The sequence below is a fragment of the Pseudomonas sp. AC083 genome (assembly GCF_979253165.1).
The window spans coordinates 1-24,791 of sequence record NZ_CEEDDH010000004.1; the positions used below are offsets into that span (position 1 = coordinate 1).

At 61.2% G+C, this 24,791-nt stretch carries 24 protein-coding genes and 3 pseudogenes; 12 read left to right on the forward strand and 15 right to left on the reverse strand.

What is annotated here, in order from left to right:
* Positions 1-290: pseudogene (locus AC0IXA_RS08645) on the forward strand (DedA family protein); the annotation flags it as partial.
* Positions 291-457: 167 nt separating this feature from the next.
* Positions 458-1,126, forward strand: a complete 669-nt coding sequence (gene elbB, locus AC0IXA_RS08650; RefSeq protein ID WP_016772616.1) for an isoprenoid biosynthesis glyoxalase ElbB — start codon at positions 458-460, stop codon at positions 1,124-1,126.
* A gap of 104 nt (positions 1,127-1,230) precedes the next feature.
* Here elbB and AC0IXA_RS08655 read toward each other — a convergent pair whose 3' ends face one another.
* Together AC0IXA_RS08655 and AC0IXA_RS08660 are read right to left on the reverse strand one after the other, a co-directional pair.
* Positions 1,231-1,686, reverse strand: a complete 456-nt coding sequence (locus tag AC0IXA_RS08655) for a YaiI/YqxD family protein (protein ID WP_186569443.1) — start codon at positions 1,684-1,686, stop codon at positions 1,231-1,233.
* A 102-nt stretch (positions 1,687-1,788) separates the two neighbouring features.
* On the reverse strand, positions 1,789-3,687 hold the full coding sequence (locus AC0IXA_RS08660; RefSeq protein WP_471812637.1) for an FTR1 family protein: 1,899 nt from the start codon (positions 3,685-3,687) through the stop codon (positions 1,789-1,791).
* Positions 3,688-3,938: 251 nt separating this feature from the next.
* On the opposite strand from AC0IXA_RS08660, the gene AC0IXA_RS08665 reads away from it, so the two are divergent.
* The 5 genes from AC0IXA_RS08665 (at position 3,939) to AC0IXA_RS08685 (ending at position 8,708) form a co-directional block, all read left to right on the forward strand.
* Positions 3,939-5,345: a COG3014 family protein gene (locus tag AC0IXA_RS08665; RefSeq protein WP_471812639.1), complete on the forward strand. Its 1,407-nt coding sequence runs from the start codon at positions 3,939-3,941 to the stop codon at positions 5,343-5,345.
* A 206-nt stretch (positions 5,346-5,551) separates the two neighbouring features.
* The gene (locus AC0IXA_RS08670; protein ID WP_471812641.1) at positions 5,552-6,946 is read left to right on the forward strand and encodes a COG3014 family protein; all 1,395 of its coding nucleotides are present in this window, start codon (positions 5,552-5,554) and stop codon (positions 6,944-6,946) included.
* Positions 6,947-6,962: 16 nt separating this feature from the next.
* A complete protein-coding gene (locus AC0IXA_RS08675; protein ID WP_016772611.1) occupies positions 6,963-7,334 on the forward strand; it encodes a YcfL family putative periplasmic lipoprotein in 372 nt (123 codons plus the stop codon).
* Between the two features lie 36 nt (positions 7,335-7,370).
* The gene (gene lpoB / locus AC0IXA_RS08680; protein ID WP_016772610.1) at positions 7,371-7,958 is read left to right on the forward strand and encodes a penicillin-binding protein activator LpoB; all 588 of its coding nucleotides are present in this window, start codon (positions 7,371-7,373) and stop codon (positions 7,956-7,958) included.
* A 3-nt stretch (positions 7,959-7,961) separates the two neighbouring features.
* Positions 7,962-8,708, forward strand: a complete 747-nt coding sequence (locus AC0IXA_RS08685) for a hypothetical protein (protein WP_016772609.1) — start codon at positions 7,962-7,964, stop codon at positions 8,706-8,708.
* Positions 8,709-8,878: 170 nt separating this feature from the next.
* Here AC0IXA_RS08685 and rhtB read toward each other — a convergent pair whose 3' ends face one another.
* The 3 genes from rhtB to AC0IXA_RS08700 all read right to left on the reverse strand — a co-directional run bounded on the left by rhtB (position 8,879) and on the right by AC0IXA_RS08700 (position 12,149).
* Positions 8,879-9,511, reverse strand: a complete 633-nt coding sequence (gene rhtB, locus AC0IXA_RS08690; RefSeq protein WP_471812644.1) for a homoserine/homoserine lactone efflux protein — start codon at positions 9,509-9,511, stop codon at positions 8,879-8,881.
* Positions 9,512-9,657: 146 nt separating this feature from the next.
* Positions 9,658-10,239: a mechanosensitive ion channel family protein gene (locus tag AC0IXA_RS08695; protein ID WP_101161538.1), complete on the reverse strand. Its 582-nt coding sequence runs from the start codon at positions 10,237-10,239 to the stop codon at positions 9,658-9,660.
* Entirely contained in the window at positions 10,239-12,149 is a 1,911-nt protein-coding gene (locus AC0IXA_RS08700; RefSeq protein ID WP_016772606.1) for an ATP-binding cassette domain-containing protein, read from the reverse strand. The genes AC0IXA_RS08695 and AC0IXA_RS08700 overlap by 1 nt, the downstream gene beginning before the upstream one ends.
* Positions 12,150-12,199: 50 nt before the next feature.
* Between AC0IXA_RS08700 and AC0IXA_RS08705 the strand changes: the two genes are divergently transcribed.
* Entirely contained in the window at positions 12,200-12,661 is a 462-nt protein-coding gene (locus AC0IXA_RS08705; RefSeq protein ID WP_341638157.1) for a TIGR02444 family protein, read from the forward strand.
* Here AC0IXA_RS08705 and AC0IXA_RS08710 read toward each other — a convergent pair.
* Positions 12,658-13,848, reverse strand: coding sequence for an AlgP family protein (locus tag AC0IXA_RS08710; protein ID WP_341638158.1), 1,191 nt, complete (start codon positions 13,846-13,848; stop codon positions 12,658-12,660). The two genes, AC0IXA_RS08705 and AC0IXA_RS08710, sit on opposite strands and share 4 nt — an antisense overlap.
* Before the next feature lie 192 nt (positions 13,849-14,040).
* On the opposite strand from AC0IXA_RS08710, the gene AC0IXA_RS08715 reads away from it, so the two are divergent.
* Complete coding sequence (locus tag AC0IXA_RS08715; protein ID WP_341638159.1) at positions 14,041-14,706, forward strand: FKBP-type peptidyl-prolyl cis-trans isomerase; 666 nt, start codon at positions 14,041-14,043, stop codon at positions 14,704-14,706.
* A gap of 58 nt (positions 14,707-14,764) precedes the next feature.
* Here the strand turns inward: AC0IXA_RS08715 and AC0IXA_RS08720 are convergent, their stop codons facing one another.
* The 8 genes and pseudogenes from AC0IXA_RS08720 to AC0IXA_RS08755 form a co-directional block, all read right to left on the reverse strand.
* A complete protein-coding gene (locus tag AC0IXA_RS08720) occupies positions 14,765-15,223 on the reverse strand; it encodes an Rsd/AlgQ family anti-sigma factor (protein ID WP_016772602.1) in 459 nt (152 codons plus the stop codon).
* A 181-nt stretch (positions 15,224-15,404) separates the two neighbouring features.
* Positions 15,405-15,956, reverse strand: a complete 552-nt coding sequence (locus tag AC0IXA_RS08725; protein ID WP_016772601.1) for a disulfide bond formation protein B — start codon at positions 15,954-15,956, stop codon at positions 15,405-15,407.
* A gap of 216 nt (positions 15,957-16,172) precedes the next feature.
* A complete protein-coding gene (locus AC0IXA_RS08730; protein ID WP_471812648.1) occupies positions 16,173-17,411 on the reverse strand; it encodes a heme biosynthesis HemY N-terminal domain-containing protein in 1,239 nt (412 codons plus the stop codon).
* On the reverse strand, positions 17,408-18,550 hold the full coding sequence (locus tag AC0IXA_RS08735; protein ID WP_016773671.1) for a uroporphyrinogen-III C-methyltransferase: 1,143 nt from the start codon (positions 18,548-18,550) through the stop codon (positions 17,408-17,410). Before AC0IXA_RS08735 ends, AC0IXA_RS08730 begins: the two co-directional genes overlap by 4 nt.
* Positions 18,551-18,586: 36 nt before the next feature.
* Positions 18,587-19,333: pseudogene (locus AC0IXA_RS08740) on the reverse strand (uroporphyrinogen-III synthase); the annotation flags it as partial.
* Entirely contained in the window at positions 19,330-20,271 is a 942-nt protein-coding gene (gene hemC / locus AC0IXA_RS08745; RefSeq protein ID WP_471812649.1) for a hydroxymethylbilane synthase, read from the reverse strand. The gene hemC and the pseudogene AC0IXA_RS08740, both read right to left, overlap by 4 nt.
* A 136-nt stretch (positions 20,272-20,407) precedes the next feature.
* Positions 20,408-21,154, reverse strand: a complete 747-nt coding sequence (locus AC0IXA_RS08750; RefSeq protein WP_016772598.1) for a LytR/AlgR family response regulator transcription factor — start codon at positions 21,152-21,154, stop codon at positions 20,408-20,410.
* Positions 21,151-21,309: pseudogene (locus AC0IXA_RS08755) on the reverse strand (sensor histidine kinase); the annotation flags it as partial. The gene AC0IXA_RS08750 and the pseudogene AC0IXA_RS08755, both read right to left, overlap by 4 nt.
* A 314-nt stretch (positions 21,310-21,623) precedes the next feature.
* Between AC0IXA_RS08755 and argH the strand changes: the two are divergent.
* Positions 21,624-23,018 carry an argininosuccinate lyase gene (argH, locus tag AC0IXA_RS08760; RefSeq protein WP_122698688.1) on the forward strand — a complete coding sequence of 465 codons (1,395 nt, stop codon included), beginning with the start codon at positions 21,624-21,626 and terminating at the stop codon, positions 23,016-23,018.
* 128 nt (positions 23,019-23,146) lie between these two features.
* Here the strand turns inward: argH and AC0IXA_RS08765 are convergent, their stop codons facing one another.
* Entirely contained in the window at positions 23,147-23,806 is a 660-nt protein-coding gene (locus AC0IXA_RS08765; RefSeq protein WP_471812651.1) for a glutathione S-transferase family protein, read from the reverse strand.
* Positions 23,807-23,929: 123 nt separating this feature from the next.
* On the opposite strand from AC0IXA_RS08765, the gene AC0IXA_RS08770 reads away from it, so the two are divergent.
* Both AC0IXA_RS08770 and AC0IXA_RS08775 read left to right on the forward strand, forming a co-directional pair.
* Entirely contained in the window at positions 23,930-24,220 is a 291-nt protein-coding gene (locus AC0IXA_RS08770) for a hypothetical protein (RefSeq protein ID WP_122698690.1), read from the forward strand.
* 196 nt (positions 24,221-24,416) lie between these two features.
* A complete protein-coding gene (locus AC0IXA_RS08775) occupies positions 24,417-24,662 on the forward strand; it encodes a TIGR02647 family protein (RefSeq protein ID WP_016772594.1) in 246 nt (81 codons plus the stop codon).
* The last annotated feature ends 129 nt before the right edge of the window (positions 24,663-24,791 follow it).

The window sequence follows — 24,791 nt, forward strand, 5'->3', positions numbered from 1 at the left end:
TGCTCAACGGCATCGGCGCGGCGATCTGGGCCACCGCACTGGCTGCGGCGGCTTACCACTTCGGCGCAGTGCTGGAAGGCATGCTTGGCAGCATCAAGAAGTACGAGCTGTGGGTACTCGGTGCCTTGCTGATCCTCGGGCTGGGCCTGTGGCTGCGGCGCCGCTTCAAGAATGCGCAACTGGCGAAGAAAATCTATCAGGACGAGCAGCTCGCCAAGGCCGCCGAGGCAGAGCAGTTGCGCCAGGCCGAAGCGACCCCTCCTGCCGGACCGAAAACGCCAGCCGAATAAGCCATTCGCTGGCGGCTGCCACGCGCAGCCCAGGCAAATAATGAACACCCCGCCGCCGTTGCGATCCATTGAGAGAGCGCTCTGCCCCCGCGCGCGTCAGCCATGCCCCTATGGCCACGCGCGACGATTTGAGGGACATTGAGCGCCATGAATCTGGAGAGAAGCCCATGAGCAAAAAAGTTGCAGTGATCCTGTCCGGCAGTGGCGTGTACGACGGCGCCGAAATCCAGGAAAGTGTCATCACCCTGCTGCGCCTCGACCAGCGCGGCGCGCAGGTGCAGTGCTTCGCGCCGAACATCGCGCAATTGCATGTGATCAATCACCTGACCGGCGAAGAAATGCCGGAATCGCGCAACGTACTGGTGGAATCGGCGCGGATTGCCCGGGGCAACGTCAAGGATATCCGCGACGCCGACGTCGAAGACTTCGATGCGCTGATCGTGCCCGGCGGTTTCGGCGCGGCGAAGAACCTGTCGAACTTCGCCATCGAAGGCGCCGGCTGCACCGTGCAACCCGAAGTGCTGGCCCTGGCCGAAGCATTTGCCGAAGCGGGCAAGCCGGTCGGGCTGATCTGCATCTCCCCGGCGCTGGCAGCAAAAATCTATGGCCCGGGCGTGACCTGCACCATCGGCAACGACGCCGACACCGCTGCGGCCATGAACAAGATGGGCGCCACCCACGAAGAGTGCGCGGTGACCGAAATCGTCGAAGACAAGGCGCGCAAACTGGTCACCACCCCGGCGTACATGCTGGCGCAGACCATCAGTGAAGCGGCTTCGGGAATCAACAAACTGGTCGACCGCGTGCTCGAACTGACTCACGAAAACGACGCTTGAAATCAAAAGATCGCAGCCTTCGGCAGCTCCTACAGGTTCCGTGTCGCGCCGTGATATTGCGGCATACACCGCCCCGGTAGGAGCTGCCGCAGGCTGCGATCTTTTCAGGGCTTGCGGGTGAGTCGGGTCAGGATCCGGTCCAGCGCATTGGCAAACGCCTGCTTTTCACGCTCGCCAAACGGCGCCGGCCCGCCGCTCATCTGGCCCTGCTCTCTGAGATCGGTGAACAGATTACGCACCGCCAGGCGTTCGCCCATGTTCTGCGCATCGAACTCCTTGCCGCGCGGATCCAGCGCCGCCACGCCCTTCTTCACCAGCCGATCGGCCAGCGGAATATCGCTGCAGATCACCAGTTCGCCCGGCACCGCATGCTCGACCAGATAATCATCTGCCGCATCCGGCCCGCTCGGCACCACAATCAATTTGACGATCGCCAGCCCCGGCTTGACCTGCGGCTGCCCGGCCACCAGCACCACTTCGAACTGGCGCTTTAACGCGAACTTCACCACCAGATCCTTCGCCGCCCGTGGACAGGCGTCGGCATCGATCCATACACGCATGTTCTTGCCTCCAAAAAATTCGCGAGCAGGCTCGCCCCCAAAGGATACATACCGAACCTGTGGGAGCGGGCCTGCTCGCGAATACGAGCGCAGCGAATGCCTTTATGCAGCCGAAACCCGACGCTTCTCCGCCACCCAACTGCGCCCATACAGCACAGCAATCGCCACAATCGCCACCACCTGCGCGGTCAGCGAATAGGCATCGGCATGGATCCCCAGCCAGTCGAATTCAAAGAACGCCACCGGCCGTGTGCCGAAGATCCCGGCTTCCTGCAAGGCCTTCACACCATGCCCGGCAAATACCACCGACAACGCGCACAACAGCGCGGCGTTGATGCTGAAGAACAGCGTCAGCGGCAGTTTCGCCGAGCCGCGCAGGATCACCCACGCCAGACCGACCAGCAGCACCAGCGCCGTCGCACCGCCGGCCAACACGGCGTTGTGCCCGGCAGGCCCGGCCTGCAGCCACAGGGTTTCGTAGAACAGGATCACTTCAAACAACTCGCGATAGACCGAGAAGAACGCCAGGATCGCAAAGCCGAAACGACCACCGCCGCCGACCAGGCTGCTCTTGATGTAATCCTGCCAGGCCGCCGCGTGACGGCGGTCATGCATCCACACGCCGAGCCACAACACCATGACGCTGGCAAACAGCGCGGTGGCGCCTTCCAGCAACTCACGCTGCGAACCGCTGACGTCGATGACGTACGCGGCCAGTGCCCAGGTGCCCAAGCCCGCCAGCAACGCCAGGCCCCAGCCAACGTTGACACTGCGCACCGCTGACTGCTGACCGGTGTTGCGCAAGAAGGCGAGGATCGCCGCCAGCACCAGAATCGCTTCCAGGCCTTCACGCAGCAGGATCAGCAGGCCGGAGATGTAGCTCAGCGACCAGCTCAAGCCATCGCCGCCCAACAGGCCGGCGGATTCCTTGAGCTTGGCCTTGGCCGCGTCCAGACGCTGCTCGGCCTGCTCGACGGGCAGGCCGTCCTGCAGCGACTGCCGATACGCCATCAAGGATTTTTCGGTGTCCTTGCGCACGTTGGCATCGACGTTATCCAGCGAGCTTTCCACCAGTTCGAAGCCTTCCAGATACGCCGCTACCGACAGGTCATAGGCCTGATCATGTTCCCCGGCGCGGTAGGCCGCGAGGCTCTTGTCCAGCGTGGCGGCAGTGTAATCAAGCAACTGTGCCGGACCACGTTTGACCTGCGGCGGTTGCGCGCGCTGGGCACGGAATGTCGCCGCGATCTCTGCGCCCTCGGCAGCCTGCACTTCGGCCGGGGTCTGCCGGGCCAGGTCGGCGATGTTGTAGACCTTGGCGGACTTGGCCGCTGCCGCATCGGCACTGAAGCCGGCGATGTAGGTGGCCAGATCCCAGCGCTGGCGATCATCGAGCTGATCGGCAAATGCCGGCATATCGGTGCCCTCGACGCCTTGGCCGAGGGTGCTGTAGATCGCGTACAGGCTCAGGTGATCCATGCGCGCAGCGTCGCGCAGGTTGGCTGGCGCAGGGGTCAGACCGACACCGGCCGGGCCGTCGCCAGCGCCAGTGTCGCCGTGGCACACCGAGCAGTTCTGCGCATATAGGGGCGCACCGCGTGTCGGGTCCGGGGTGATGATCGGCGCCTGGCTGACTTCATAAGCCACCGCCAGTTTCGCCCCCAGCTGTCGCGCCTGACGGGCGACATCGGCACCGTCCTGCTTCGCACTGATGGCGGCGTGCAAAGATTCGACGCCCTGTTCCAGCGCGGCTTTTTCCGGTTTGGCTGGCAATGCAGTGATTAAGCCTTGCAGAACCTGGGTGAATTCCAGCTGCTCGCGGTATTCGCCATTGTCGATGACTTTGCCTGCCGCGACCGTTGGCGGGTAATCAGCACTGATGTAATCGAGCAGGTGCAACGCTTGCGGCGCGCCTTCCACGGTATCGGCCAGCAGCGGCAGGCTGCTCAGGGACAATAACGGGAACAGCAGCCAGGCCAGCAATCGGGACGAGGCAGTCATGAACGAATCTCAAATGGAAATGCGAAGTTACATATTGTTCACTTCGAAGACATTTCTCTCAAGCTTTGTCGGCGTTTCGCTTTGATTGGCAGGAAATACCCGGCAGACGGCAGCAGCGTTTGTCGTCGAGTATTGCCGCACAACCCGCTGCCGATTGAGCCTCGACACGTTCGATCAAGATCACAGCCATTTGCCACCATCCACCTTATACTGCCCGCCCCAGAGCATTTGCGCGCAAGGAATCAACCTCAATGCGGAGTCTTCCGTTCGTTTTGCTGCTTTGCGTTGCTGTTCAGTTGAGCGGTTGTGCCGCCTATCGCAACTACGATCTTGAAATGCAGCAGACCACCGAGCAAATGACCCGGGGCAGTATGACCGGGGCTCTGGCACTGGTGGAAATGAACAACCCGTGGGAAGACAAGGATCTGCTGTATTACCTGGAAAAAGGCGCGATCCTCAGCGCTGGCAGTGCCCTGCCCGACAGCCAGGACGCTTGGCGCAATGCCGACCGGATGATCTTCCAGCGCGAGGAAGCCAACCCGTCCGGCGCGATGAAATTACTGGCCCGTTTCGCTGATGAAATGGGCACGATGCTGGTCAACGACAAGCTGCGGCGCTATGAAGGCTACGATTACGAAAAGGTCATGTTGACTACGCAAATGGCCTTGAACCAGCTATCCGTCAATGACTTTGCCGGCGCCCGCGCAGACATCAGGAAAACCCACGAACGCGAAGCATTGATCGCGCGCCAGCGTGAAAAGCAATACGAAGCGGCCGAGGAACAGGCGAAAGCTCAGGGCAAGATTCTCCATTACAAAGAACTGGAAGGCTACCCGGTCGCCTTGCTTGATGCGCCGCAGGTCGTTGAGCTGAAAAACGGCTACCAAAGTGCGTTCAGCCACTATCTGGCCGGATTCACCTATGAAGCCCTCGGCGAACGCGCCCTCGCGGCGGCCGGTTATCGTCAGGCGATCGAACTGCGGCCGGACATGCCCTTGCTGCAAAAGGCCCTGAGCAATCTCGACAAACCGCCAGCGAAAGCCGATGAAAGCGATGTGTTGCTGATTATCCAGAGTGGCCTGGCTCCGGCTCGCAGCTCAGTGCAAGTGCCGATCCCGGTTCGTCTGAACGAAACGCTGGTCATCATCGCGCCCATTTCATTTCCGGTGATGGTGCCGGACGCAGTTACGCCCAACTTCAGCAGTATCACCGTAGACGGTCGCAAACAGCCGTTGGTAGTGATCAACAGCGTGACTGACATGTCCATGCGCACACTGCGCGACGACATGCCGCAAATCATCTCGCGGGCGATGTTCCGCGCCAACATGGCCGCCATCGGTCAAGCGCAGGAAAACGAGCGCAACCCGGCGAAAGCCTCGTTGATCGTCACTCAGCATGATCCGTTCGAAGAAGCCGACACCCGCACATGGCGAGCGTTGCCGGACAAGACGCTGGTCGCCCGCCTGCGCTTGAAGAAAGGCCTGCATACCTTCCGTTTTGCGCCTGCGTCCATCGACCACCCTTTTGAAATGCGCGTCGACCAGGACCGCCAGATTCTGCACCTGCGGGTATTCCGGGATCAGGTCTATACCGTCGGATCAGCTTTTGTACCGAATCAAAAACCCGCGTCGGATAAACCCGCTGCTGCGGAGAAGTGATGGCACAGCATCTGAAAATGCACCCAAAAAGCTATTACATAGCCATCATCCCACGTTTATAATGCCGCGCCCTCGCCCAGCGAGCCGGCATCAAAAGCTCCTCACCCATGAGGAATTGGCAGGAGGCCAGCGCCGCCGTCGATAGGTCACACCAGCCCGACCAGCACACGCGGCTGCAAGTTTTGTTACTCAGGGAAGAAGTACCCATGGCATTCCGCGCTCCCATGCTGCTCGCGCTCAGCGCCGTCACGCTGTTGTCCGGCTGCGCAGCGTTTCGCAACTACGATTCCGAACTGGCCCAGACCAATCAGCAATTGGCTTCCGGCAACGTCGACGCCGCGCTGACCCTGCTGGAAAAGAACAACACCGGTACCGACAAAGACCTGCTCTATTACTTCGAGAAAGGTGAACTGCTGCGCGCCAAGGGCGACCTGTCAGGCAGCCAGAACGCCTGGGGCAGTGCCGATCAGGTGGTCGGTCAGTGGGAAGACGCGGTCAAGCTCGACTCGGCCAAGTACCTGGCACAGTTCGGCAGCTTTATCGTCAACGACAAGGTGCGTCGCTACGAAGGCTATGACTACGAGAAAGTCATGCTGACCACGCAGATGGCCCTGAACCTGTTGGCCGTCAACGATTTCGATGGCGCCCGCACGGCGATCAAAAAGACCCACGAACGCGAAGCGGTGATCGCCGACCTGCGCGACAAGGAATACCTCAAGAGCGAAGAAGAGGCCGAGAAAGAAGGCATCAAGACCCAGTACAAGGATTTGCAGGGTTATCCGGTGGCCAGCCTCGACGCGCCGGAAGTGGTCGGCCTGAAGAACAGCTACCAGAGTGCGTTCAGCCATTACCTGGCCGGTTACGTTTACGAAGCTTTGGGCGAGAAGGATCTGGCCGCGCCGGGTTATCGCAAGGCTGCCGAACTGCGTCCGAACACGCCGCTGCTCGAGCAGGCGCTGGTCAATCTCGACAAGCCTTCCAAATCCGATGACAGCGACATTCTCATCGTCGTGCAGAGCGGTCTGGCCCCGGCCCGCGACTCGATTCGCGTGCCGCTGCCGCTGCCGATTTCCAACAACGTGGTGATCACTCCGCTGTCGTTCCCGATCATCAAACCGGACACCTCCACCGCGCCGTTTGCGCAGATCGGCGTCGACGGCAAGCAGGTCGACCTGACCGCGCTGAACAGCACCACCGCCATGTCCCGCCGCGCTCTGCGCGATGACATGCCGGGGATCATCGTGCGCACCACCGTGCGCGCGATCACCAAAGGTGTGGCGCAAAAGAAGATCAACGAAACCAACCCGCTGGCCGGTCTCGCCGTGGGTATTTCTTCAGCGGTGCTTGAAGGTGCCGATACCCGTACATGGCGCACCCTGCCGGACAACACCCAAGTGGTGCGTCTGCGCCTGAAAAAAGGTGAGCATCAGGTTACCCTGCCGAGCGCCGTCGGCGGCTCGGTGGTCAAGGTCACTGTCGACCAGCGCTACCAAGTGATCAGCCTGCGTGCCGTGGGCAACCAGGTATTCGCTGGCGGCATCGCTGCTCACGTAATGCCGAGCGCTGCCGCGACCAACCTCGCCAGCCTCAAACAACCTTAAGAACGGAGTCTTTGCAATGCGCTTGAAGATCATCGCCGTCGCCGCCCTCGCCTTGCTGGCAGGCTGCGCCACCCCGCCACCGCCGGAGCCGGGCAGCGCCGCGAGCAAAGTCGTGGCCATGGGCCCGCAGAAACACATCGTCGTCGGCGCCATGCGCGTGGCTCGTGAAAACGGCTTCATGACCGTCAACGTGCAGTTGAGCAACACCCTCAACAGCAACAAGATTTTCTACTACCGCTTCGCCTGGCTTGGCGCCGAAGGTTTCCCGGTTGCCGAAGAAGAAGTGTGGAAAAGCCAGATGATGTACGGCGCCCAGACCAGCTTCATTCAGGCCATCGCGCCGACCCCGAAAGCCGTGGATTTCCGTCTGGAAATCAAGACGCCGTAAACCCGCCACCCTATTTCTGATTGAGAGAGCTTTCTCATGTTTGCACGCTTTTCCTGCATCGCCGTCATCGCCCTGCTCGCCTCCGGTTGCGCCAACACCTCGCCGACCCTGGGCAGCAAGAACATCAGCTACGGCGACACCAAAGCGGTTGAAACCGTGACCAACGAATTCGGTTCGACCGACCTGCAAATGATCGCCGAGTCGATGACCCGCTCGCTGGCCCAGTCCGGCATTCTGCAGGGTCGTCCGGTGGTTCAGGTCTACGATGTGAAGAACAAGACCAGCGAGTACATCGACACCCGCGAAATCACCACCAGCATCAAGACTCAGTTGATGAAGACCGGTGTTGCGCGCTTCGCCAGCGACAACAATGCGATGCAGAGCCAGGTTGACCAGCTCAAGCTGCAAAACCAGAGCGGCCTGTACAAGAAAAGCACCGTGGCCAAGACCGGCAACATGGTTGCCGCCAAGTACCGCATCGAAGGCTCGATCAGTTCGATCGTCAAGCGCAGCAGCGACTACAAGGACGTCTTCTACAAATTCAGCCTGCAGTTGATCGACGTCGAAAGCGGTCTGGCCGAGTGGATGGATGAAAAAGAGATCCGCAAAACCACGGAGCGTTGATCAATGCGCACATGGATTGGCATGATGGCCCTGGCTTGCGCCTTCAGCGCGCAGGCGGCCCCGAAAGTGGCGGTGACGGATCTGGCGTATCAGGAGCGCGTGGAGCAATACATCCACATCGTTTCGGCGCAGAGCAATCACCGCGAGAGTTACTACAGCGCCAGCGGTTCTTCGAGCTACAACGAGATCGAAGCGACCACCAGCTACATCGAACAGGGCGAGTTGCGCAAATTCACCGGCGACATCAAGGGTGAAATCCTGCGTACCGGCATGTTCCAGCTGGTGCAGGGCACGCCGTATACCGCCTCATCCAAAGGCGATGTGTATGACGTGATCAAGCGCATCAAGGCCGGCAACTTCAAAGGCGCCGACTACGTGCTGTTCGGCACTGTGTCCGACATCGACTTCACCCAGGACATCAATGAGCTGGCGCACACCGACAGCTACTCGGCGGTGCTGGGCCTGACGCTGGTGGCGGATTTCAGTCTGATCAACACCAAGACCTACGAGATCACCTCGGCCTTCACGGCGATGGGTGAAGCGCAGGACACCAAACTGGTTAACCATCGCGACATCAAGATCTCGCTGAACCGTCCGCGGGTGGTGCGTGAGGTGTCCAAGGCCTTGGGCGAAGACGTGGCCGGGCAACTGAGCATGCAGCTCGGTGGCGGTGACGGTTATGAACAACCGCGTGAGGCGCCGCAGCGCAACAATCTGCCGCGTGATACAGCGCCGGTGATTTTACGCTGAGCCGGATCTGAGGAATTTTGTGGCGAAAGGCTCTGTGGCGAGGGGATTTATCCCCGTTGGGTCGCGAAGCGGCCCTCGCTATTGATTCAAGAAAAGCTCGCTTGCCCCGATGTCTCGGTAGAAATGAAAAAGGCGACCTCTTGAGGTCGCCTTTTTTCTGCCCGAGCGGTTTACGCCGCCGCTTTGCGCAACGTCGCCATAAACGCCGCTGCGCCGATGAACAGCCCGGCAAAGGTGCGGTTCATGCGTTTCTGCTGCTTGGGCGTGCGCAACAGGCGCAGCACCTTCGACGCCAGTCCGGTATAGCCGGCCATGACAATCAGGTCGACGAACACCATGGTCACGCCGATCACCAGATACTGAATCAGCAGCGGCGCATGGGGATTGATGAACTGCGGCAACACCGCGAGTATGAACACCAACGCCTTGGGGTTGCTGATGTTCACCAGAAAGCCGCGAAACACCAGGGCCAGCGGCTTGCCGATCGGCCGTACCGCGGCGTCATCACTCATGTCCATGGGCAGCGCCCGCCATTGCTTGATCGCCAGATAAACCAGATAGGCAACGCCGAACCATTTGATCGCATGGAATGCCGTGGCCGAAGCAGTGAGCACAGCGCCAACACCCGCGCCGACAATCGCGATCTGCACCGCCAGCCCGATCTGCAGGCCCAGCGCGTTCCAATAACCGCGCCAGAATCCGTATTGCAAACCGCTGGACATCGACGCGATGGCGCCCGCGCCCGGGGACAGACTGATCACCCAGCAGGCGGCAAAAAATGCCAGCCATGTTTGAAGCTCCATCGCACACCTCGGCTGATGCTTGTGACAAGTCGTCAAAACTAATGCTGTTTGGGGCTAAAAGCAAAAGATCGCAGCCTTCGGCAGCTCCTACAGGGATCGTATTCCAAATGTAGGAGCTGCCGAAGACTGCGATCTTCCTGAAAAAGCTACTTCTCGAACCCACTCGACGGCAACACATCGGTCCCGCGCCAACGCCGCACCGATCGCTGGAAGAACAGGCTGTTCGGCACCTGCACCATGGCGCTGCCGGTGCCTAACTCTTCGGCCTCGACCAGCGTGGTGTAGAGCAGATTGATCGCGATCACCCGGCCTTTGACGCCAGGCTTGTCGGTGGTGTCGACCAGCTCGACCACGTCGCCGAGGCGGAACGGCCCGACGGTGAAGATCAGAATCGCGCAGAGCAGGTTCGACAGCACGCTCCACATGGCGAAGAACGCCACCGCCGCCACCGCGACAAATCCCGACAGCGCCGTCCACAGCACCGTGGCCGAAACGCCGAGGCGCTCGAGCACGAAGAGCAGCGCGCTGCCCATGATCAGCCAGCGCAACACGCCACGCAGCGGCATCAGCAACTGCGGTGGGAACGGATAGCGCTCACCGAGGCGAGTCAGGCCTTTGGCAACGAAACGCTGGGTCAGGTAACCGGCCAGCAGAATCAGCAGAATCTGCGCGGTGAACCACAACGGTTCGACCCACACCGCCGCAAAGGGCAGCTTGAAGGCTTCCATCAGGACAACGCCTCCAGCTCCGCCTGCATGCTTTCCAGGGTTTCCAGGGCTTCCATCCAGGCTTCTTCCAGCTCGGCTTCACGAACCTTCAATTTCGCCTGTTCGGCGAGCAGATCACGCAATTCATTCTTGCGTGCCGGCTCGTAGATATCGCTGTCACCCAGGCTGGCATCGACCTTGGCCAGTTTCTCGTGCAGCTTGCCCAGTTCGGCTTCGAGCTTGTCGGCCTCGCGCTTGTGTGGCGCCAGTTGCTGACGCAACGCTGCCGCCGCTTGGCGTTGCGCTTTCTTGTCGGTCTTGTCCGGGTTGACCGGCGTGTTGCTGACCGGCGCATTGCGCTGACGGTATTCCACCAGCCAGCGTGCGTAGTCTTCGAGATCGCCATCGAACTCTTCGACCTTGCCGTCGGCGACCAGATAGAAGTTGTCGGTGGTGCTCTTGAGCAAGTGCCGATCGTGAGAGACCACCAGCACCGCACCACTGAATTCCTGCAGGGCCATGGTCAGCGCCAGACGCATTTCCAGGTCGAGGTGGTTGGTCGGCTCGTCGAGGAGCAGCAGGTTCGGCCGTTCCCAGGCGATCAGCGCGAGGGCCAGACGGGCCTTCTCGCCACCGGAGAAATTCAGCACCGGCTCATCGATGCGTGCGCCCCGGAAGTCGAAGCCGCCGAGGAAGTCGCGCAGGGTCTGCTCGCGCTCACCCGGCGCCAGACGCTGCAAATGCAACAACGGGCTGGCCTTGGAGTCGAGCGAGTCGAGCTGATGCTGAGCGAAGTAGCCGACCACGGTGTTTTCGCCACGGGTCAGGCGCCCGGCCAGCGGTTCGAGCTCGCCGGCGAGGTTCTTGATCAGCGTCGATTTACCCGCGCCGTTCGGCCCAAGCAGACCGATCCGCGCACCCGGGGTCAGTTGCAGCTTGACCTTCTCGAGGATGGTCTTGTCGCCATAACCCAGGCGTGCATCGGACAGGTCGATCAGCGGACTGGAGATCTTGGTCGACTCGCGGAAAACAAAGTCGAACGGCGAATCGACGTGGGCCGCCGACAATTCTTCCATGCGCTCCAGCGCCTTGATCCGGCTCTGCGCCTGACGGGCCTTGGTCGCTTGCGCCTTGAAGCGGGCGATGTAGCTTTCCATGTGCGCACGCTGCGCCTGCTGCTTCTCGTAGGCCTGTTGCTGCTGGGCCAGACGCTCGGCGCGGGCGCGTTCGAACGCGGTGTAGCCGCCCCGGTAGAGGGTCAGTTTGCGCTGATCGACATGGGCGACGTGATCGACCACTTCGTCGAGGAAATCCCGGTCGTGGGAAATCAGCAGCAAGGTGCCCGGATAACTTTTCAGCCACTCTTCGAGCCAGATGATCGCATCGAGATCCAAGTGGTTGGTCGGTTCGTCGAGCAGCAGCAGATCCGACGGACACATCAGTGCCTGCGCCAGATTCAGACGCATCCGCCAGCCACCGGAGAAATCGCCTACCTGACGGTCCATCTGCTCATTGGTGAAACCCAGGCCGGCGAGCAGCTTGCGCGCCCGCGCATCGGCGGTGTAGCCGTCGGCGCTGTCGAGTTCAGCGTGCAGGCGCGCCAGTGCGGTGCCGTCGTGGGCCTCCTCGGCGGCGGCAAGCTCGCGTTGCACCTCGCGCAGACGCAGGTCGCCATCGAGCACATAATCGACCGCCAGGCGCTCGAGAGTGTCGACCTCCTGGCGCATATGCGCGATACGCCAGTCGGCCGGCAGCAGGCAGTCGCCCGAGTCCGGGTGCAACTCGCCGCGCAGCAGGGCGAACAGGCTGGATTTGCCGGCACCGTTGGCGCCGATGAGGCCGGCTTTGTGGCCGGCGTGCAGGGTCAGCTCGGCGTCTTCTAGCAGACGTTGCGGGCCACGCTGTAAAGTCAGGTTCTGAAGTCGGATCATAATGGCGGCGGAGTCTACCAGCTTCGCTCACAACTGGCGCGAGTAGCACGATGTCCTCTGACCTGTGGAGCTTTGCCCTTGATGTCTACGCCCGGCCGGGCGTGGAAGATGCCTGCCTGCAATTGCAAACGGCGGGCGCCAATGTCTGCCTGCTGCTCTGCGGTTTGTGGCTGGAGCAGCGCGCGGTGACCTGCGATGAACCGCGTGTACGCCTGCTCAAGGCTCTCACCGCGCCATGGGATATCGAAGTGGTGCAGCCGCTGCGAACCCTGCGCCTGCAATGGAAAGCGCGGGCCGTCAACGATGCAGTGGTGGCCGGCATGCGCGAGCAGATCAAATCACTGGAGCTTGAAGCTGAGCGCACCTTGCTGTCACGGCTCGAAGGTGTGGCGCAGGAGTGGACGCGCAACGATGCAGGTTCGGTGACCTGGCTGGAAGACCTGGCCGGCAATGCCGCCAGCCTGAACCGCGACGCGCTGCAAGTGCTGCGCGTCGCGGCAACCGGCACTTAGGAAGCGCTGGTCGGGGTGCTGCTGACGTTCGACGAAGCGGCTGGCGCTGGCGCAGTCGAAGGGGTCGAGTGATTGGCGGACGACGGTGCCGACGCAGCTGGAGCAGCCGGGGAGGCAGTGGCAGGCTTGGCTGCTGGAGCGGTAGCCGGTTTGGTCGCGGCTGGCTTGGCAGCTGCAGGCTTTTTCACCGCTGGTTTTGCGGCTGGCTTGGCGGCCGGTTTTGCAGCAGCGGTCGCAGGCTTTGCAGCAGCGGGTTTCGCAGCTGGCTTGGCGGCCGGTTTCGCAGCGGTTTTTGCCGCAGGTTTTGCTGCCGATGTTGCGGCTGGTTTGGCAGCCGGTTTTACCGCCACTTTCGCAGCAGGTTTGGCGGCGGCCGGCTTGGCCGCAGTCTTGGCAGCAGGCTTCGCAGCGGCAGTCTTGGCAGCAGGTTTTGCTGCTGGTTTCGCTGCTGCTTTGGCAGCAGGTCTGGCGGCTGCGGTTTTCGCCGGTGCAGCTTTGCTCGCGGCCGGTTTTGCAGCGGCTTTGGCAGGGGTGGCTTTCACTGCTGGCTTGGCTGCAGCAGGTTTGGCTGCGGTGGTTTTAGCCGCCGATTTTGCCGCGCTCGCCGCCGGCTTCTTCGCTGCAGTTTTCGCCGCTGGTTTGGCAGCCGCTTTCACTGGCGCCTTGGCCGCTGGTTTGGCGGCGGTTTTCGCAACAGCAGGTTTCGCTGCAGCGGTCTTCGCCGGGGCTTTGCTTGCAGCAGGCTTGGCAGCAGCTTTCTTCGCTGGTGCTGCTGCGGGTTTGGCCGAGCGCGACGACAGAACTTTGCCCACTGCTTCCTGCACGCGGCCAACACCCTGGGCCAGTTTCAGGCTTTCCTGGGCATCGCGCTTGAGCTGCAGAATGTAGCTGCGGGTTTCGGACTGACGATCTTTCAAAGCGTCGAGCAAGTCTTCGAGTTCTTTCACGGCAGACTTGGCCTTGTTCTGCGCCTTGGCTTTGCCGGCGGTGGCGGCGTCCTGCAATTTGGTGCGCGATTTGTGCAGTTTTTCCTGCGCCTTGCCACGCTGTTTTTCCAGCTTGGCGAGCAGTTTTTCAGCATCAGCCAAGGCTTGCGAGCAAGCGTTTTCCAAATGCTCGAGCAGGCTGCCCGACAACTGTTGGAGTAAGTGCAACGGAGTATTTACAGGCTTCTTGGTGGCCGACATGGTTTACCTCCTGGCTGACGTGAGTGCGGCTCATACTAGACCTCTGCTGATACCGCCGCTAGGGCATGTTGACAGTATCTGCTCCGTTGCGTTGCACCGAAGCCGAAATGTTCTGCGCGCGGGAAAAAGCAGTTCACCGATGCAGACGTTTGCACTGGCATAATCCCCCGCATCCCAGGTCGGAGAGTGCCCATGTCGCGCTACTTTATTTTGTCCCTCTGCGTGTTTTTTTCGACGGCGTATGCCGATGAAAAAAACACGCCGAACGATGCTCATGATCTGGCTTACAGCCTCGGTGCCAGCCTCGGCGAACGGCTGCGCCAAGAGGTGCCGCAGTTGCAGATCCAGGCGCTGATCGAAGGTCTGCAACAGGCGTATCAGGGCAAGCCGCTGGCGCTGAGTGAAGCGCGTATTGAACAGATTCTGGCCGACCACGAATCGCGCAATGCCGAGCAGGCATCACGGCAATCGAGCGACGCGGCAATGGAAAACGAGCAACGCTTTCTCAGTGCGGAAAAAGCCAAACCGGGGGTGAAGGAACTGGCCGATGGCATCCTCCTGACTGAACTGGTTCCGGGCACTGGCGCCAAGGCCGGCCCGGACGGCAAAGTGCAGGTGCTGTATGTCGGCAAGCTGCCGGATGGCACCGTGTTCGATCAGAACACCCAGCCGCAATGGTTCAACCTCGACAGCGTGATCGCCGGTTGGCGCACCGCCTTGCAGAACATGCCGGTGGGGGCGAAATGGCGGCTGGTGATTCCATCGGATCAAGCCTATGGCGCCGACGGTGCCGGCGACCTGATCGCGCCGTTCACGCCTCTGGTTTTCGAAGTGGAATTGCGTGGCGCGACGAGCTGATCAGGCATAAAAAAACGGTGCGCTTTCGGGCGCACCGTTTTTTCATGAAGGACGTGGATCAGGCCTGAACCGGATCTTCTGCCTTGTGTGCCGTGTGCAGCACTTCGATCAGGCAGTCTTCAAGTTCGAAGCGCTCATGCAGCAAGCCGCCCAATTCCTTGAATTTCTCCGCAACGCATTTGCCTTCATCGCACAGGTCGTTGAACGCGAGCAGCTTCTCGGTAATGACGTCGATGCGCGGGTATATGGTCTCGGCGAGTTCCAGACCGCGCTTGTCGTTGAACGCCTTGGCTTCGCCAGTCAGCTGTTCATAGATTTCGAAGTGCCCCGCCGATACGTAATCGACCAGCACGCCGCAGAATTCCTGCAAAGGCTTGCGGCTCTCGGACAGCGACTCAGGCTGCGCACCGAGCTTGTCGTAGGCGCCGATCAGCTCTTCACGCTCCTGCAACCAGCGGTCGATCAGCAGATGAACCCCACCCCAACGTTCCTGAGCATTCTGACAACTTTCGAGCATGGCGATCTCTCTTCCCTTGTGGGTCATGCTGCTCTACACCCGCGCCCCTGTTCTGATTTGACTGGTGGACGATCAGGCAGAGCGTCATCGAGCAACATAAATCCAATGACACGTGCCGGCCAGATTATGCCCGCACGCCTATGGCTTCAAGGTACGCAGGAGATAAAGTTCATACAAGTGTTTAATCCCTGACCAGCAGGTGGTGCGACGCTTCGTCGCTGACCGGTCGTTGCAGAGCGCTCCAGATCAGACGCAACAACTGATAAACCGCAAGGATCGACACGCCGACAAAAAACAGCAGGCTCCATTCCGGGATGCTCAGATCGAACAGTGTCCAGGAGATGTCCGCACAATCGGCGCCGCCGTTGAACATCCGTTGCAAGGCGCAGATCCACGGCAGGTCGCTGAACAGTGACTCCACGGTTGGCGAGCATTTGACCAGTTGCAGCATCGAGTCACTCTGGATCAACACCTGCCGCCACGCAGCGGTGGTTCCACCCAGACTGGCGCCGAGTGCAAACAGCCAGTACCACCATAAGCCAACGCGCCGGGGGCCATGCACCGCCGCCACGCCGCAGCCGATGCACAGCAATGTGAGGAACAATCGCTGCACCAGGCACAGACTGCAAGGCGTCAGTCCGACCGCATATTCGAGGTAATAGGAAGCTCCCAGAGCAAAGGCCCCCGCAATGAAAGCCATGAAGAACAAGGAGCGTGAGCAGGCCAACGACATGGCTTTTCCGTAACAGTAGAGACAGACGGTTACGGTAGAGGAAAGCGTGTCAGCCTTTCAAGGCAAGGGCCTGCCGACAGTTCACCGCAGGTGTAGGGAAAACCCGACAGGCTCGATAGGAAACGGTGAAGCGCTCTGTAGGACTTTGTCTCCAGAGCGCGAAGAAGGGGAATTTTCGGTCATCAAAGTTCACGAGGGAGCAACCTCCCTCGCCATTCAGACCTTCGCCGCAATCGGCAAAGGCGCCGCGAGCAGGCGTTCATCCAGCAGCCCCAGACCTTCCTGGAACAACTGATTGCTGCGATCGGTATCGCCAAGCTGCGCAAGCAGACGGGCCAACTCCGCACAGGTCTCCGGGTTGCGCTGCACGCGCAAACTGCTTTCCAGATAGTCGCGAGCCTTGCCCCACAGACTGGTTTGCAGACACAACCGCCCGAGGGTCAGCAGCAGACTCGGATCGGCCGGATGCTCCTTGAGCCAGCCTTCGGCAACCTGCAACTGACGCGCAGGATCACTGCCACGAACCAGACCATAAAGCCGCGCCAGATGGCTGTCGTACTTGCGCTTGAGCGCTGTGCGCAGCACTTCTTCGGCCTCGACCTGAGCGCCCAACTGGCGCAGTTGCTCGGCATAGGCCAGCACCAAAGGTGCTTCCTGACGCTGCGCCGAAGTCAGCTGTTCCCACGCCCGCTTGAGCGATTGCAGACCCACCGTACCGTCTTCTTCGCGATGCGCTGCCAAGGACAGGTTCTCACCCCAAGCGCGGCGCTCGAGTTCGGCCAGTTCGGCCGGCGGCAGGACCTTGTCCTTGCGCAGCTCCGGCAGCAGACGAATCACCGCCGGCCATTCGCCACGCTGCTGATGCAGACGTTGCAATTGACGCAATGTCTGCGCGCTGCGCGGATGCCGTTCATGCATTGCCTGCAAGGTCACCAGCGCACCGTCGGTGTCGCCACGATCGGTCTGCAACTGTGCGTGACTCAGGGCGATCGCCAATTCGGCTTGCGGCTGACGCTCCAGCGCGCGTTCGAGCAAACGATCACTTTCTTCGTACTGACCTTGCTCGTTCGCCGCACGGGCGGCGCCGAGGTAATACAGCAGTGGCTGACGCTCGGCTTCCGCTGCGCGGGTCAAATGCCGCTGCGCGCTGGCCCAGCGACCTTCCGCCAGATCCAGTTGTCCGTGTTCGATCGCCACTTGCACGCGGCGGCTGCGATTGCGTCGCGACCATGGATTGACCACGCCGGTGGAGGTCATCACCAGCTCGACCAGCACCTTGATGCCCCAGAACAGCAGCCACAGCACCGCGATCACCGCCAGTGTCGCCCACAGGCTCGATTCGTAGCGGAAGCTCTTGTACGCCACCAGCACGTAACCGGAATGCTCGGCAATCGCCAGGCCCAGCGCTGCCGTCGCGGCGATGACCAGAAACACGATTACATAGAGGCGCTTCATGGGGTCGCCTCCTGCGCAGCATTGGCGGCAGGCTTGGCGAACGGTTTCACCGATTCCTCGGCATTGACGTTACGTCGCTCCAGATATCCCTGCACCGCACTCAAGGTGCCGGCCAGATCCGGCGTCTTGACGGTGACCGGTTCCTTGCTCAGCTCGGCGACCTGTTCCAGCATGACTTTGCTTTGCGGATTGTCCGGGTTGAAATTGCCTTTGAGCACATCGCGTGCCTCGGCCAGCGCCTGGGTGTACACCGCCGCCTGACCGTTGAGCGCGGCCCACTGCGCCTGCTCCAGCGCCAGGCTCAGGGCCAGGCGCACCTGGCTCAGGCTCTGTCCGGCCAGCAGCGGTTTGACGTTCTTGTCAGCGTTGAAATCGATGCGGATATAGCGCGAAACCTTGTCCCACCACTGCGCCCAGCGACTGGCGCCATCGCCATCGTTGGTCAGGCCCAGCAGCGACTCGCCGCGATCCTTGTACTCCGGCGCAAGCTCCGTGAGGTCGATAACCTGATCGCGCAGCGCGCCAAGGCGCAGGAACAGCCCGGTGCGATCCGGCTGTTCGGTGCTGCGCAAGGCGACCAGGGTTTTCGCCACTTGCTCGCGCGCGGCGAAGGAACCCGGATCGTTCTGTTCACGGAGAATTTCATCGGCGCCCTGCACCAATGCCTGGGCGCTGCTGATGTCCTGCAACGCTGAAAGGCGCAGGCTGGCCAGACGCAGCAAGTGTTCGGCCTCGGCCAGACGCCAGTCCTTGCGGCTGGCGCCGAGGACGGTTTCCAGACGTTGATTCAGGCGCTGTTGATCGCCCTGCAGTTGCGTGACCAGACGCTGGCGCTCGGCGAGCTCGTCAGCACCGGGCAACTGCGCCAGGCGCTCGGTCAGACGCTGTTCGTTGAGCTTCAGACTCTGCGCCTGATCGTTCAAAGCCTGCACCTGACTCGACTGTTGCTGCGTGTTGTTCTGCAGGTGGCGCACCTGCCAGACACCCCAACCACCGATGGCGACACCGGCGGCGCCGAGCAGCAGGGCGACAATTGCCAGTCCATTGCCTCGGCGCGGCTCTTTGGCCGGTGGTGGAGTTTCAACCTGGGCATCGAGCGCAGGCTGGACGTCATCTTTTGGCAAGGCTGTTTCGCTCACGTATCCATCCTTTGCATTAGAAAACGGCATGGGACATTCCCGTAACGCCGTCAGCAAAGCCGCGGCACTTGCGCCGCGGCAATCCACAACTGTTTGAGCCCCGGCGGCACGTGCCAGCTCGGCGACCCTCGGGCTTGGAACAAACAACGGCAACTGCGCGATCTTCGGCCAGGCATCGCCGGCCATCTGCCGCAGGTGCTCGAAACCCTGTCCACTGCTGACCACCAGCCCGTTCAAGCGTTCCGCTTCGATCCGCCGTGGCAGCTCGTTTGGCGGGTAGGCTGGCAGGTCGCGGCGATACAATTCCAGATACTCGACACTAGCACCAAGCGCGCGCAGGCGCTCGGCGAGCAGTTCACGACCGCCCTCGCCGCGCAGGATCATCACCTGCGCGCCGGACTGGTCGAGCGCCTCGCGCAGACGCGGCAATTGCAGCAGGGCTTCACTGTCATCGCCGTCAGCCGGGAAGCTGACATCGAGACCATGCTCGCGAAGAATGCCTGCGGTCGCCGCACCGACGCTGAACCACGGCATGCTCAATGGCGCCGTGCCTTCGGACTTGAGCAGATCCACCGCAATCCGCGCCGCCGGTTTGCTGACCACAATCACCGCGCTGCAAGCGGGCAATCGCGAAATCGCCTGGCGAATAGTGTCAGAGACCGGCAGCGGAACGATGTCCAAAAGCGGCAGACAACTGCTGAAAATCCCGTGCCCGGCCAACTGTTCGGCCAGCGCCGCGCAGTCGTCTGCCGGGCGCGTCAGCAGCAGGCGCCAGGCTGTCACTCGTGACCCGCCTCGCCGTACACCGCTTTGAGAATGTCGTCGGCGCCTTGCTTGAGCAGGTCTTCAGCGACCTGCACGCCCAAGGTCTCGGCGTCCGCGCGCGGCGCGCGGGCTTCGGCACTGAGCAGCCTGCCGCCGCTCGGCTCACCGACCAGACCGCGCAACCACAGCTGCTCGCCTTCAAGCACGGCGTAGCAGGCGATCGGCACTTGGCAGCCGCCGTTCAAATGTTTGTTGAGGGCGCGTTCGGCGCTCACCCGCGAAGCGGTATCGGCGTGATGCAAAGGCGCGAGCAAGGCGTGGATTTCGTGGTCGGCGCTGCGGCATTCGATGCCGACCGCGCCCTGACCACCGGCCGGCAGGCTGTCATCGACACTGATCGCCGATGTAATGCGCTCTTCGAAACCCAGGCGGATCAGACCGGCCGCGGCGAGGATGATAGCGTCGTACTCGCCGGCGTCGAGTTTGGCCAGACGGGTGTTGACGTTGCCGCGCAGGAAACGGATCTGCAGATCGGGACGCCGCGCCAGCAATTGCGTCTGCCGACGCAGGCTCGAAGTGCCGACGATGGCCCCGGCAGGCAGCGCTTCAAGACTGGCGTAGGTGTTGGAGACGAATGCATCGCGCGGGTCTTCACGTTCGCAGATGCAAAACAGACCCAGGCCTTGCGGGAAGTCCATCGGCACGTCTTTCATCGAATGCACGGCGATATCGGCTTCGTTTTCCAGCAGCGCGGTTTCCAGTTCCTTGACGAACAGACCCTTGCCGCCGATCTTCGACAGTGGCGAGTCGAGCAGCTTGTCGCCGCGACTGACCATGGGCACCAGCGTCACCAGCAGGCCCGGGTGGGCCGCCTCGAGACGGGCTTTGACGTATTCGGCCTGCCAGAGGGCCAGCGCACTTTTACGGGTGGCGATGCGGATTTCGCGAGGGGACATGGAACAATCCGTACTGAATAGATACGGCGGATAATAACAGCTCAGTCAATTTCGCTTTGACCTGAATCAGAACCGGCGTGCCCTCCCTGGCCAGCCATGCCGGATAAAAAACTCGAAAAGCCCGGTGAGGACCGGGTCAAAGCCCCTGCATCATCTTGCGCACACCGGCAACATGCCGCCGGCTGACAATCAGTGCATCGCCATTGAGGCCTTTGAGGAACAACTGGAAATGTCCCAGTGGTGTGCGTTGCAATCGCTCGATACGGTCGCGAGCGACCAGCGCGTTGCGGTGGATACGCACAAAGCGTTCGCCGAATTCGTCTTCAAGGGCTTTGAGGGGTTCGTCGAGCAGCACCTCGCCGGCTTCGTGACGCAGGGTCACGTATTTGTGGTCGGCGATGAAGTAGACCACCTGATCCAGCGGAATCAGCTCGATGCCTTTACGGGTCCGTGCGCTGATGTGGCTGCGTGGACCGTTGCCACTTTCGGCAGCGGGACGGGTCAGGGCCGAGAGTTGCGCCCGGTTGGGACGTTCAGCCCGCTTCAGGGCTTCATTCAAGTGTTCGGTTCGCACAGGTTTCACCACATAGCCCACGGCGCTGGCCTGCAGGGCTTCCACGGCAAATTCATCGGGACTGGTGCAAAACACCACGGCCGGCGGCGTCTCTCGTTCGCACAGTCGGGCAGCAACCTGCAGGCCATCGAGGCCCGGCATGCGGATATCGAGCAGCACGATATCCGGCTTGTGGCTGTCGATCAGCGCTAACGCCTCCTCGCCATTCGTGGCACTGGGCTCCAGGACTGTGTAACCCTCGAGTTCGCTCACCATACGGCTTAGGCGCTCGCGAGCCAGGGGTTCGTCATCAACGATCAGGACATTCATATTGCGCTGGATTCCTGCGTGAGTCTCGCACAAGGATAGCGTAGACAGGTGTAGTGACCTCCGTCACCGCGATCCACGCTAAGACTAGCCCGAGCGCCAAAAAGTGCCGTACGTCGGCCAGCAATATTTGCCAGCGTCCGGGTCGTACCGCTCGGAGCCCAGTGTTTCCTGCGTTTCTCACGGTGGGTGACCGTTGTACAACTCACCCGCCCCCTCTTCTTATAGCCAGTGGCCGGACCTTTGCATGATCCGCATTCGCACCGACCCTTATGTCCACTGTAGACGTTCGTCGGAACGATATTGCTCAATCAAAAAATATCCTTTTGTAAATTCCTTGCAGACCGCGCCGGACATGCCTGACACATCCGCGAAAAAACGTATCGACCGGTGTCAGCGACAGGATTGGCAACCCTGTTATTATCCGCGCCAGCGTTTCACGCCATTTCTTCAAGCCGATACGAGCGAATTCATGAGCACTGACAAGACCAATCAGTCCTGGGGCGGCCGCTTCAGTGAACCCGTCGACGCCTTCGTCGCCCGCTTCACCGCCTCCGTCACTTTCGACCAGCGCCTGTATCGCCACGACATCATGGGCTCGATCGCCCACGCCACCATGCTGGCCAAGGTCGGCGTACTGACCGATGCCGAGCGCGACAGCATCATCGATGGCCTGAAGACCATTCAGGGCGAAATCGAGGCCGGCCAGTTCGACTGGCGCGTCGACCTCGAAGACGTGCACATGAACATCGAAGCACGCCTGACCGACCGCATCGGCGTCACCGGTAAAAAGCTCCACACCGGGCGCAGCCGCAACGACCAGGTTGCCACCGATATCCGCCTGTGGCTGCGCGATGAAATCGACCTGATCCTCGCCGAGATCACCCGTCTGCAAAAGGGCCTGCTGGAGCAGGCCGAACGTGAGGCCGCGAGCATCATGCCGGGCTTCACCCACCTGCAGACCGCACAGCCTGTGACCTTCGGGCACCACATGCTGGCCTGGTTCGAAATGCTCAGCCGCGACTACGAGCGTCTGGTCGACTGCCGCAAGCGCACCAACCGCATGCCGCTGGGCAGCGCCGCGCTGGCCGGCACGACCTACCCGATCGACCGCGAATACACCGCGCAACTGCTCGGCTTCGACGCCGTCGGCGGCAACTCGCTGGACAACGTTTCCGATCGCGACTTCGCCATCGAATTCTGCTCGGCCGCGAGCATCGCGATGATGCACCTGTCGCGTTTCTCCGAAGAGCTGGTGCTGTGGACCAGCGCGCAGTTCCAGTTCATCGATCTGCCAGACCGTTTCTGCACCGGCAGCTCGATCATGCCGCAAAAGAAAAACCCCGATGTGCCCGAGCTGGTGCGCGGCAAGACCGGCCGCGTCTTCGGCGCGCTGATGGGCCTGCTGACCCTGATGAAAGGCCAGCCGCTGGCCTACAACAAGGACAACCAGGAAGACAAGGAACCGCTGTTCGACGCCGCCGACACCCTGCGCGACTCGCTGCGCGCGTTCGCCGACATGATCCCGGCGATCAAGCCAAAACACGCGATCATGCGTGAGGCGGCATTGCGCGGTTTCTCCACTGCGACTGACTTGGCGGATTATCTGGTCCGCCGTGGCCTGCCGTTCCGCGACTGCCATGAAATCGTTGGCCACGCGGTGAAATACGGCGTCGACAGCGGCAAGGATCTGGCCGAGATGAGCCTGGAAGAACTGCGTCAGTTCAGCGATCAGATTGAGCAGGACGTGTTTGCCGTGCTGACCCTCGAAGGCTCGGTGAATGCCCGCGACCATATCGGCGGGACTGCGCCGGCGCAGGTCAAGGCTGCAGTGGCGCGCGGCCAGGCCCTGCTGGCCAGCCGCTAAAAGCCAAGAGCTTCGCGAGCAGGCTCGCTCCCACAGGGATTCTGGATGTTCACAAAATTTGTGTTCACCACCGGTTCAATGTGGGAGCGAGCCTGCTCGCGAAGGCTTCCTTCAGAGCGCTACAAAATTCATTTCTTGGCAGCAATCATCGCCAAGAACGCCGGCATCGCCGCGTCCTTGTCCCCCGCGATCTTCTGCACATGCGGATTCTGCTCAAGCCGCTCCAGCAACGCTTTCGCCTGCGGCATCTCGGCCAGCAGATCAATCCCGAACAGCTTCTGCCCGACCGCACAGGCCAGCGGCACGCTGTAGAGGAAATACAAATCGGCAATGCTCAGGCTGTCACCCGCCACGTACGGGGCGAACTTGCCATGACGGCCCAGCGCGGCGAAGCCCAGCAGCAGCTCGGTCCGGGTCTTCTCCTTGATCGCCTCCGGCAATGTCACACCGAAAAACGCCTCGCCATAGCAGGCACGCCCCGGCAACTCGATGTACAACTCGATCTCCTTGGCAATTGCCAATACCTGCGCGCGCTCGAACGGGTCGCTGGGCAGGAGTGGCGTGCCCTTTTGTGCTTGTTCGAGGTATTCGAGGATGATCGCGGTTTCGTTGATATAACCGGCGTCGACCCCCAGCACCGGGACCTTGCCACGCGGACTGATTGCCAGTGACTCCGGGGTCTGCGTCGGGTAGAAGGTCACCTCTTCGAAGGGCAGGCCTTTTTCCAGCAGTGCCAGTTTGACCATGTTGTAGTAGTTGCTGACAGCGAATCCGTAGAGCTTGAACATCACAGAGCCTCCAGGCCGTGCGGGGTGGGCAGTGCCTGTTTATAGATCGCCGCGGCGTTTCCCGCCAGCAGCATCACGCCGCTGAATGCGGGTAAACTGGCGCCTTTCCCTGAGGAGCCTGCCATGAGCGAGCCGACAGATATCGTCAATGATGACGACGAAGAAGCATTCACCGAAGCGACGCTGATCGAAGCCATCGAGAACCAGATTGAAAGCGACAACCCGCCAGCGGCGAAGGCGACGTTGAACAAGCTGACTCTGGTCGGCATGGACCGTGAGGAGATCCTCAATCTGATGGCCCACGTGCTGGCTTTCGAAATTGACGCGATGCTCGATGAAGATCGCCCGTTCGACACCCAGTGGTACGAAGCAGCACTGCGTGCTTTGCCAGAGCTGCCACCGGAAAAGCAGTAACCACATCATTCCTGTGGGAGCGAGCAGGCTCGCTCCCACAAGGTTTGTTACGCATCCATCCAGCCATCTGCTGCCGCCGGACTACACTGGAATTCGCCTCAAGGCAAAATCCCCTGATCCGAGCACTGGACATGCTGCACCAGCGGGTTCACCTTAGGGGCGCTGTCGTCCAATTCCTAGAAAGTCTGGAGTCCTTATGTCGCTTACCCCTGAGTTGGTTGCCGAACTGGAAGTCCTTGCACTCTTCAACCTGGACAGTTCCCAGGAAGGTCTGAAAATTCACCAGACCGCTGCCCCGAAACATATCGCTGCTGCCCAGCGCCTCTTTGAAAAAGAACTCACCGACCAGCCCGATGGCGGTTATCTGACCAGCCTCGGTCGCGATGCCGCGCAAAACGTGCAGACCGTACTGACGATTTTGAAAGAACAGGAAACCGCCTGATTTCTCTGACTTTGCCCACGGGAACTCCTGCCACGGGATTTCCGCGGGCCCGCCCAATCGCTGTCGATAAAAAACTGACGTCAAAAAACAAATTCAGCTTAAACGTCCTGCCGCGCAGCGGCTAAACTG

Excerpts from the sequence above, each read along its gene's own strand:
- elbB (WP_016772616.1), top strand. The coding sequence starts at position 458 with ATGAGCAAAAAAGTTGCAGTGATCCTGTCCGGCAGTGGCGTGTACGAC.
- AC0IXA_RS08655 (WP_186569443.1), bottom strand. The coding sequence starts at position 1,686 with ATGCGTGTATGGATCGATGCCGACGCCTGTCCACGGGCGGCGAAGGAT.
- AC0IXA_RS08660 (WP_471812637.1), bottom strand. The coding sequence starts at position 3,687 with ATGACTGCCTCGTCCCGATTGCTGGCCTGGCTGCTGTTCCCGTTATTG.
- AC0IXA_RS08665 (WP_471812639.1), top strand. The coding sequence starts at position 3,939 with ATGCGGAGTCTTCCGTTCGTTTTGCTGCTTTGCGTTGCTGTTCAGTTG.
- AC0IXA_RS08670 (WP_471812641.1), top strand. The coding sequence starts at position 5,552 with ATGGCATTCCGCGCTCCCATGCTGCTCGCGCTCAGCGCCGTCACGCTG.
- AC0IXA_RS08675 (WP_016772611.1), top strand. The coding sequence starts at position 6,963 with ATGCGCTTGAAGATCATCGCCGTCGCCGCCCTCGCCTTGCTGGCAGGC.
- lpoB (WP_016772610.1), top strand. The coding sequence starts at position 7,371 with ATGTTTGCACGCTTTTCCTGCATCGCCGTCATCGCCCTGCTCGCCTCC.
- AC0IXA_RS08685 (WP_016772609.1), top strand. The coding sequence starts at position 7,962 with ATGCGCACATGGATTGGCATGATGGCCCTGGCTTGCGCCTTCAGCGCG.
- rhtB (WP_471812644.1), bottom strand. The coding sequence starts at position 9,511 with ATGGAGCTTCAAACATGGCTGGCATTTTTTGCCGCCTGCTGGGTGATC.
- AC0IXA_RS08695 (WP_101161538.1), bottom strand. The coding sequence starts at position 10,239 with ATGGAAGCCTTCAAGCTGCCCTTTGCGGCGGTGTGGGTCGAACCGTTG.
- AC0IXA_RS08700 (WP_016772606.1), bottom strand. The coding sequence starts at position 12,149 with ATGATCCGACTTCAGAACCTGACTTTACAGCGTGGCCCGCAACGTCTG.
- AC0IXA_RS08705 (WP_341638157.1), top strand. The coding sequence starts at position 12,200 with ATGTCCTCTGACCTGTGGAGCTTTGCCCTTGATGTCTACGCCCGGCCG.
- AC0IXA_RS08710 (WP_341638158.1), bottom strand. The coding sequence starts at position 13,848 with ATGTCGGCCACCAAGAAGCCTGTAAATACTCCGTTGCACTTACTCCAA.
- AC0IXA_RS08715 (WP_341638159.1), top strand. The coding sequence starts at position 14,041 with ATGTCGCGCTACTTTATTTTGTCCCTCTGCGTGTTTTTTTCGACGGCG.
- AC0IXA_RS08720 (WP_016772602.1), bottom strand. The coding sequence starts at position 15,223 with ATGCTCGAAAGTTGTCAGAATGCTCAGGAACGTTGGGGTGGGGTTCAT.
- AC0IXA_RS08725 (WP_016772601.1), bottom strand. The coding sequence starts at position 15,956 with ATGTCGTTGGCCTGCTCACGCTCCTTGTTCTTCATGGCTTTCATTGCG.
- AC0IXA_RS08730 (WP_471812648.1), bottom strand. The coding sequence starts at position 17,411 with ATGAAGCGCCTCTATGTAATCGTGTTTCTGGTCATCGCCGCGACGGCA.
- hemC (WP_471812649.1), bottom strand. The coding sequence starts at position 20,271 with ATGTCCCCTCGCGAAATCCGCATCGCCACCCGTAAAAGTGCGCTGGCC.
- AC0IXA_RS08750 (WP_016772598.1), bottom strand. The coding sequence starts at position 21,154 with ATGAATGTCCTGATCGTTGATGACGAACCCCTGGCTCGCGAGCGCCTA.
- argH (WP_122698688.1), top strand. The coding sequence starts at position 21,624 with ATGAGCACTGACAAGACCAATCAGTCCTGGGGCGGCCGCTTCAGTGAA.
- AC0IXA_RS08765 (WP_471812651.1), bottom strand. The coding sequence starts at position 23,806 with ATGTTCAAGCTCTACGGATTCGCTGTCAGCAACTACTACAACATGGTC.
- AC0IXA_RS08770 (WP_122698690.1), top strand. The coding sequence starts at position 23,930 with ATGAGCGAGCCGACAGATATCGTCAATGATGACGACGAAGAAGCATTC.
- AC0IXA_RS08775 (WP_016772594.1), top strand. The coding sequence starts at position 24,417 with ATGTCGCTTACCCCTGAGTTGGTTGCCGAACTGGAAGTCCTTGCACTC.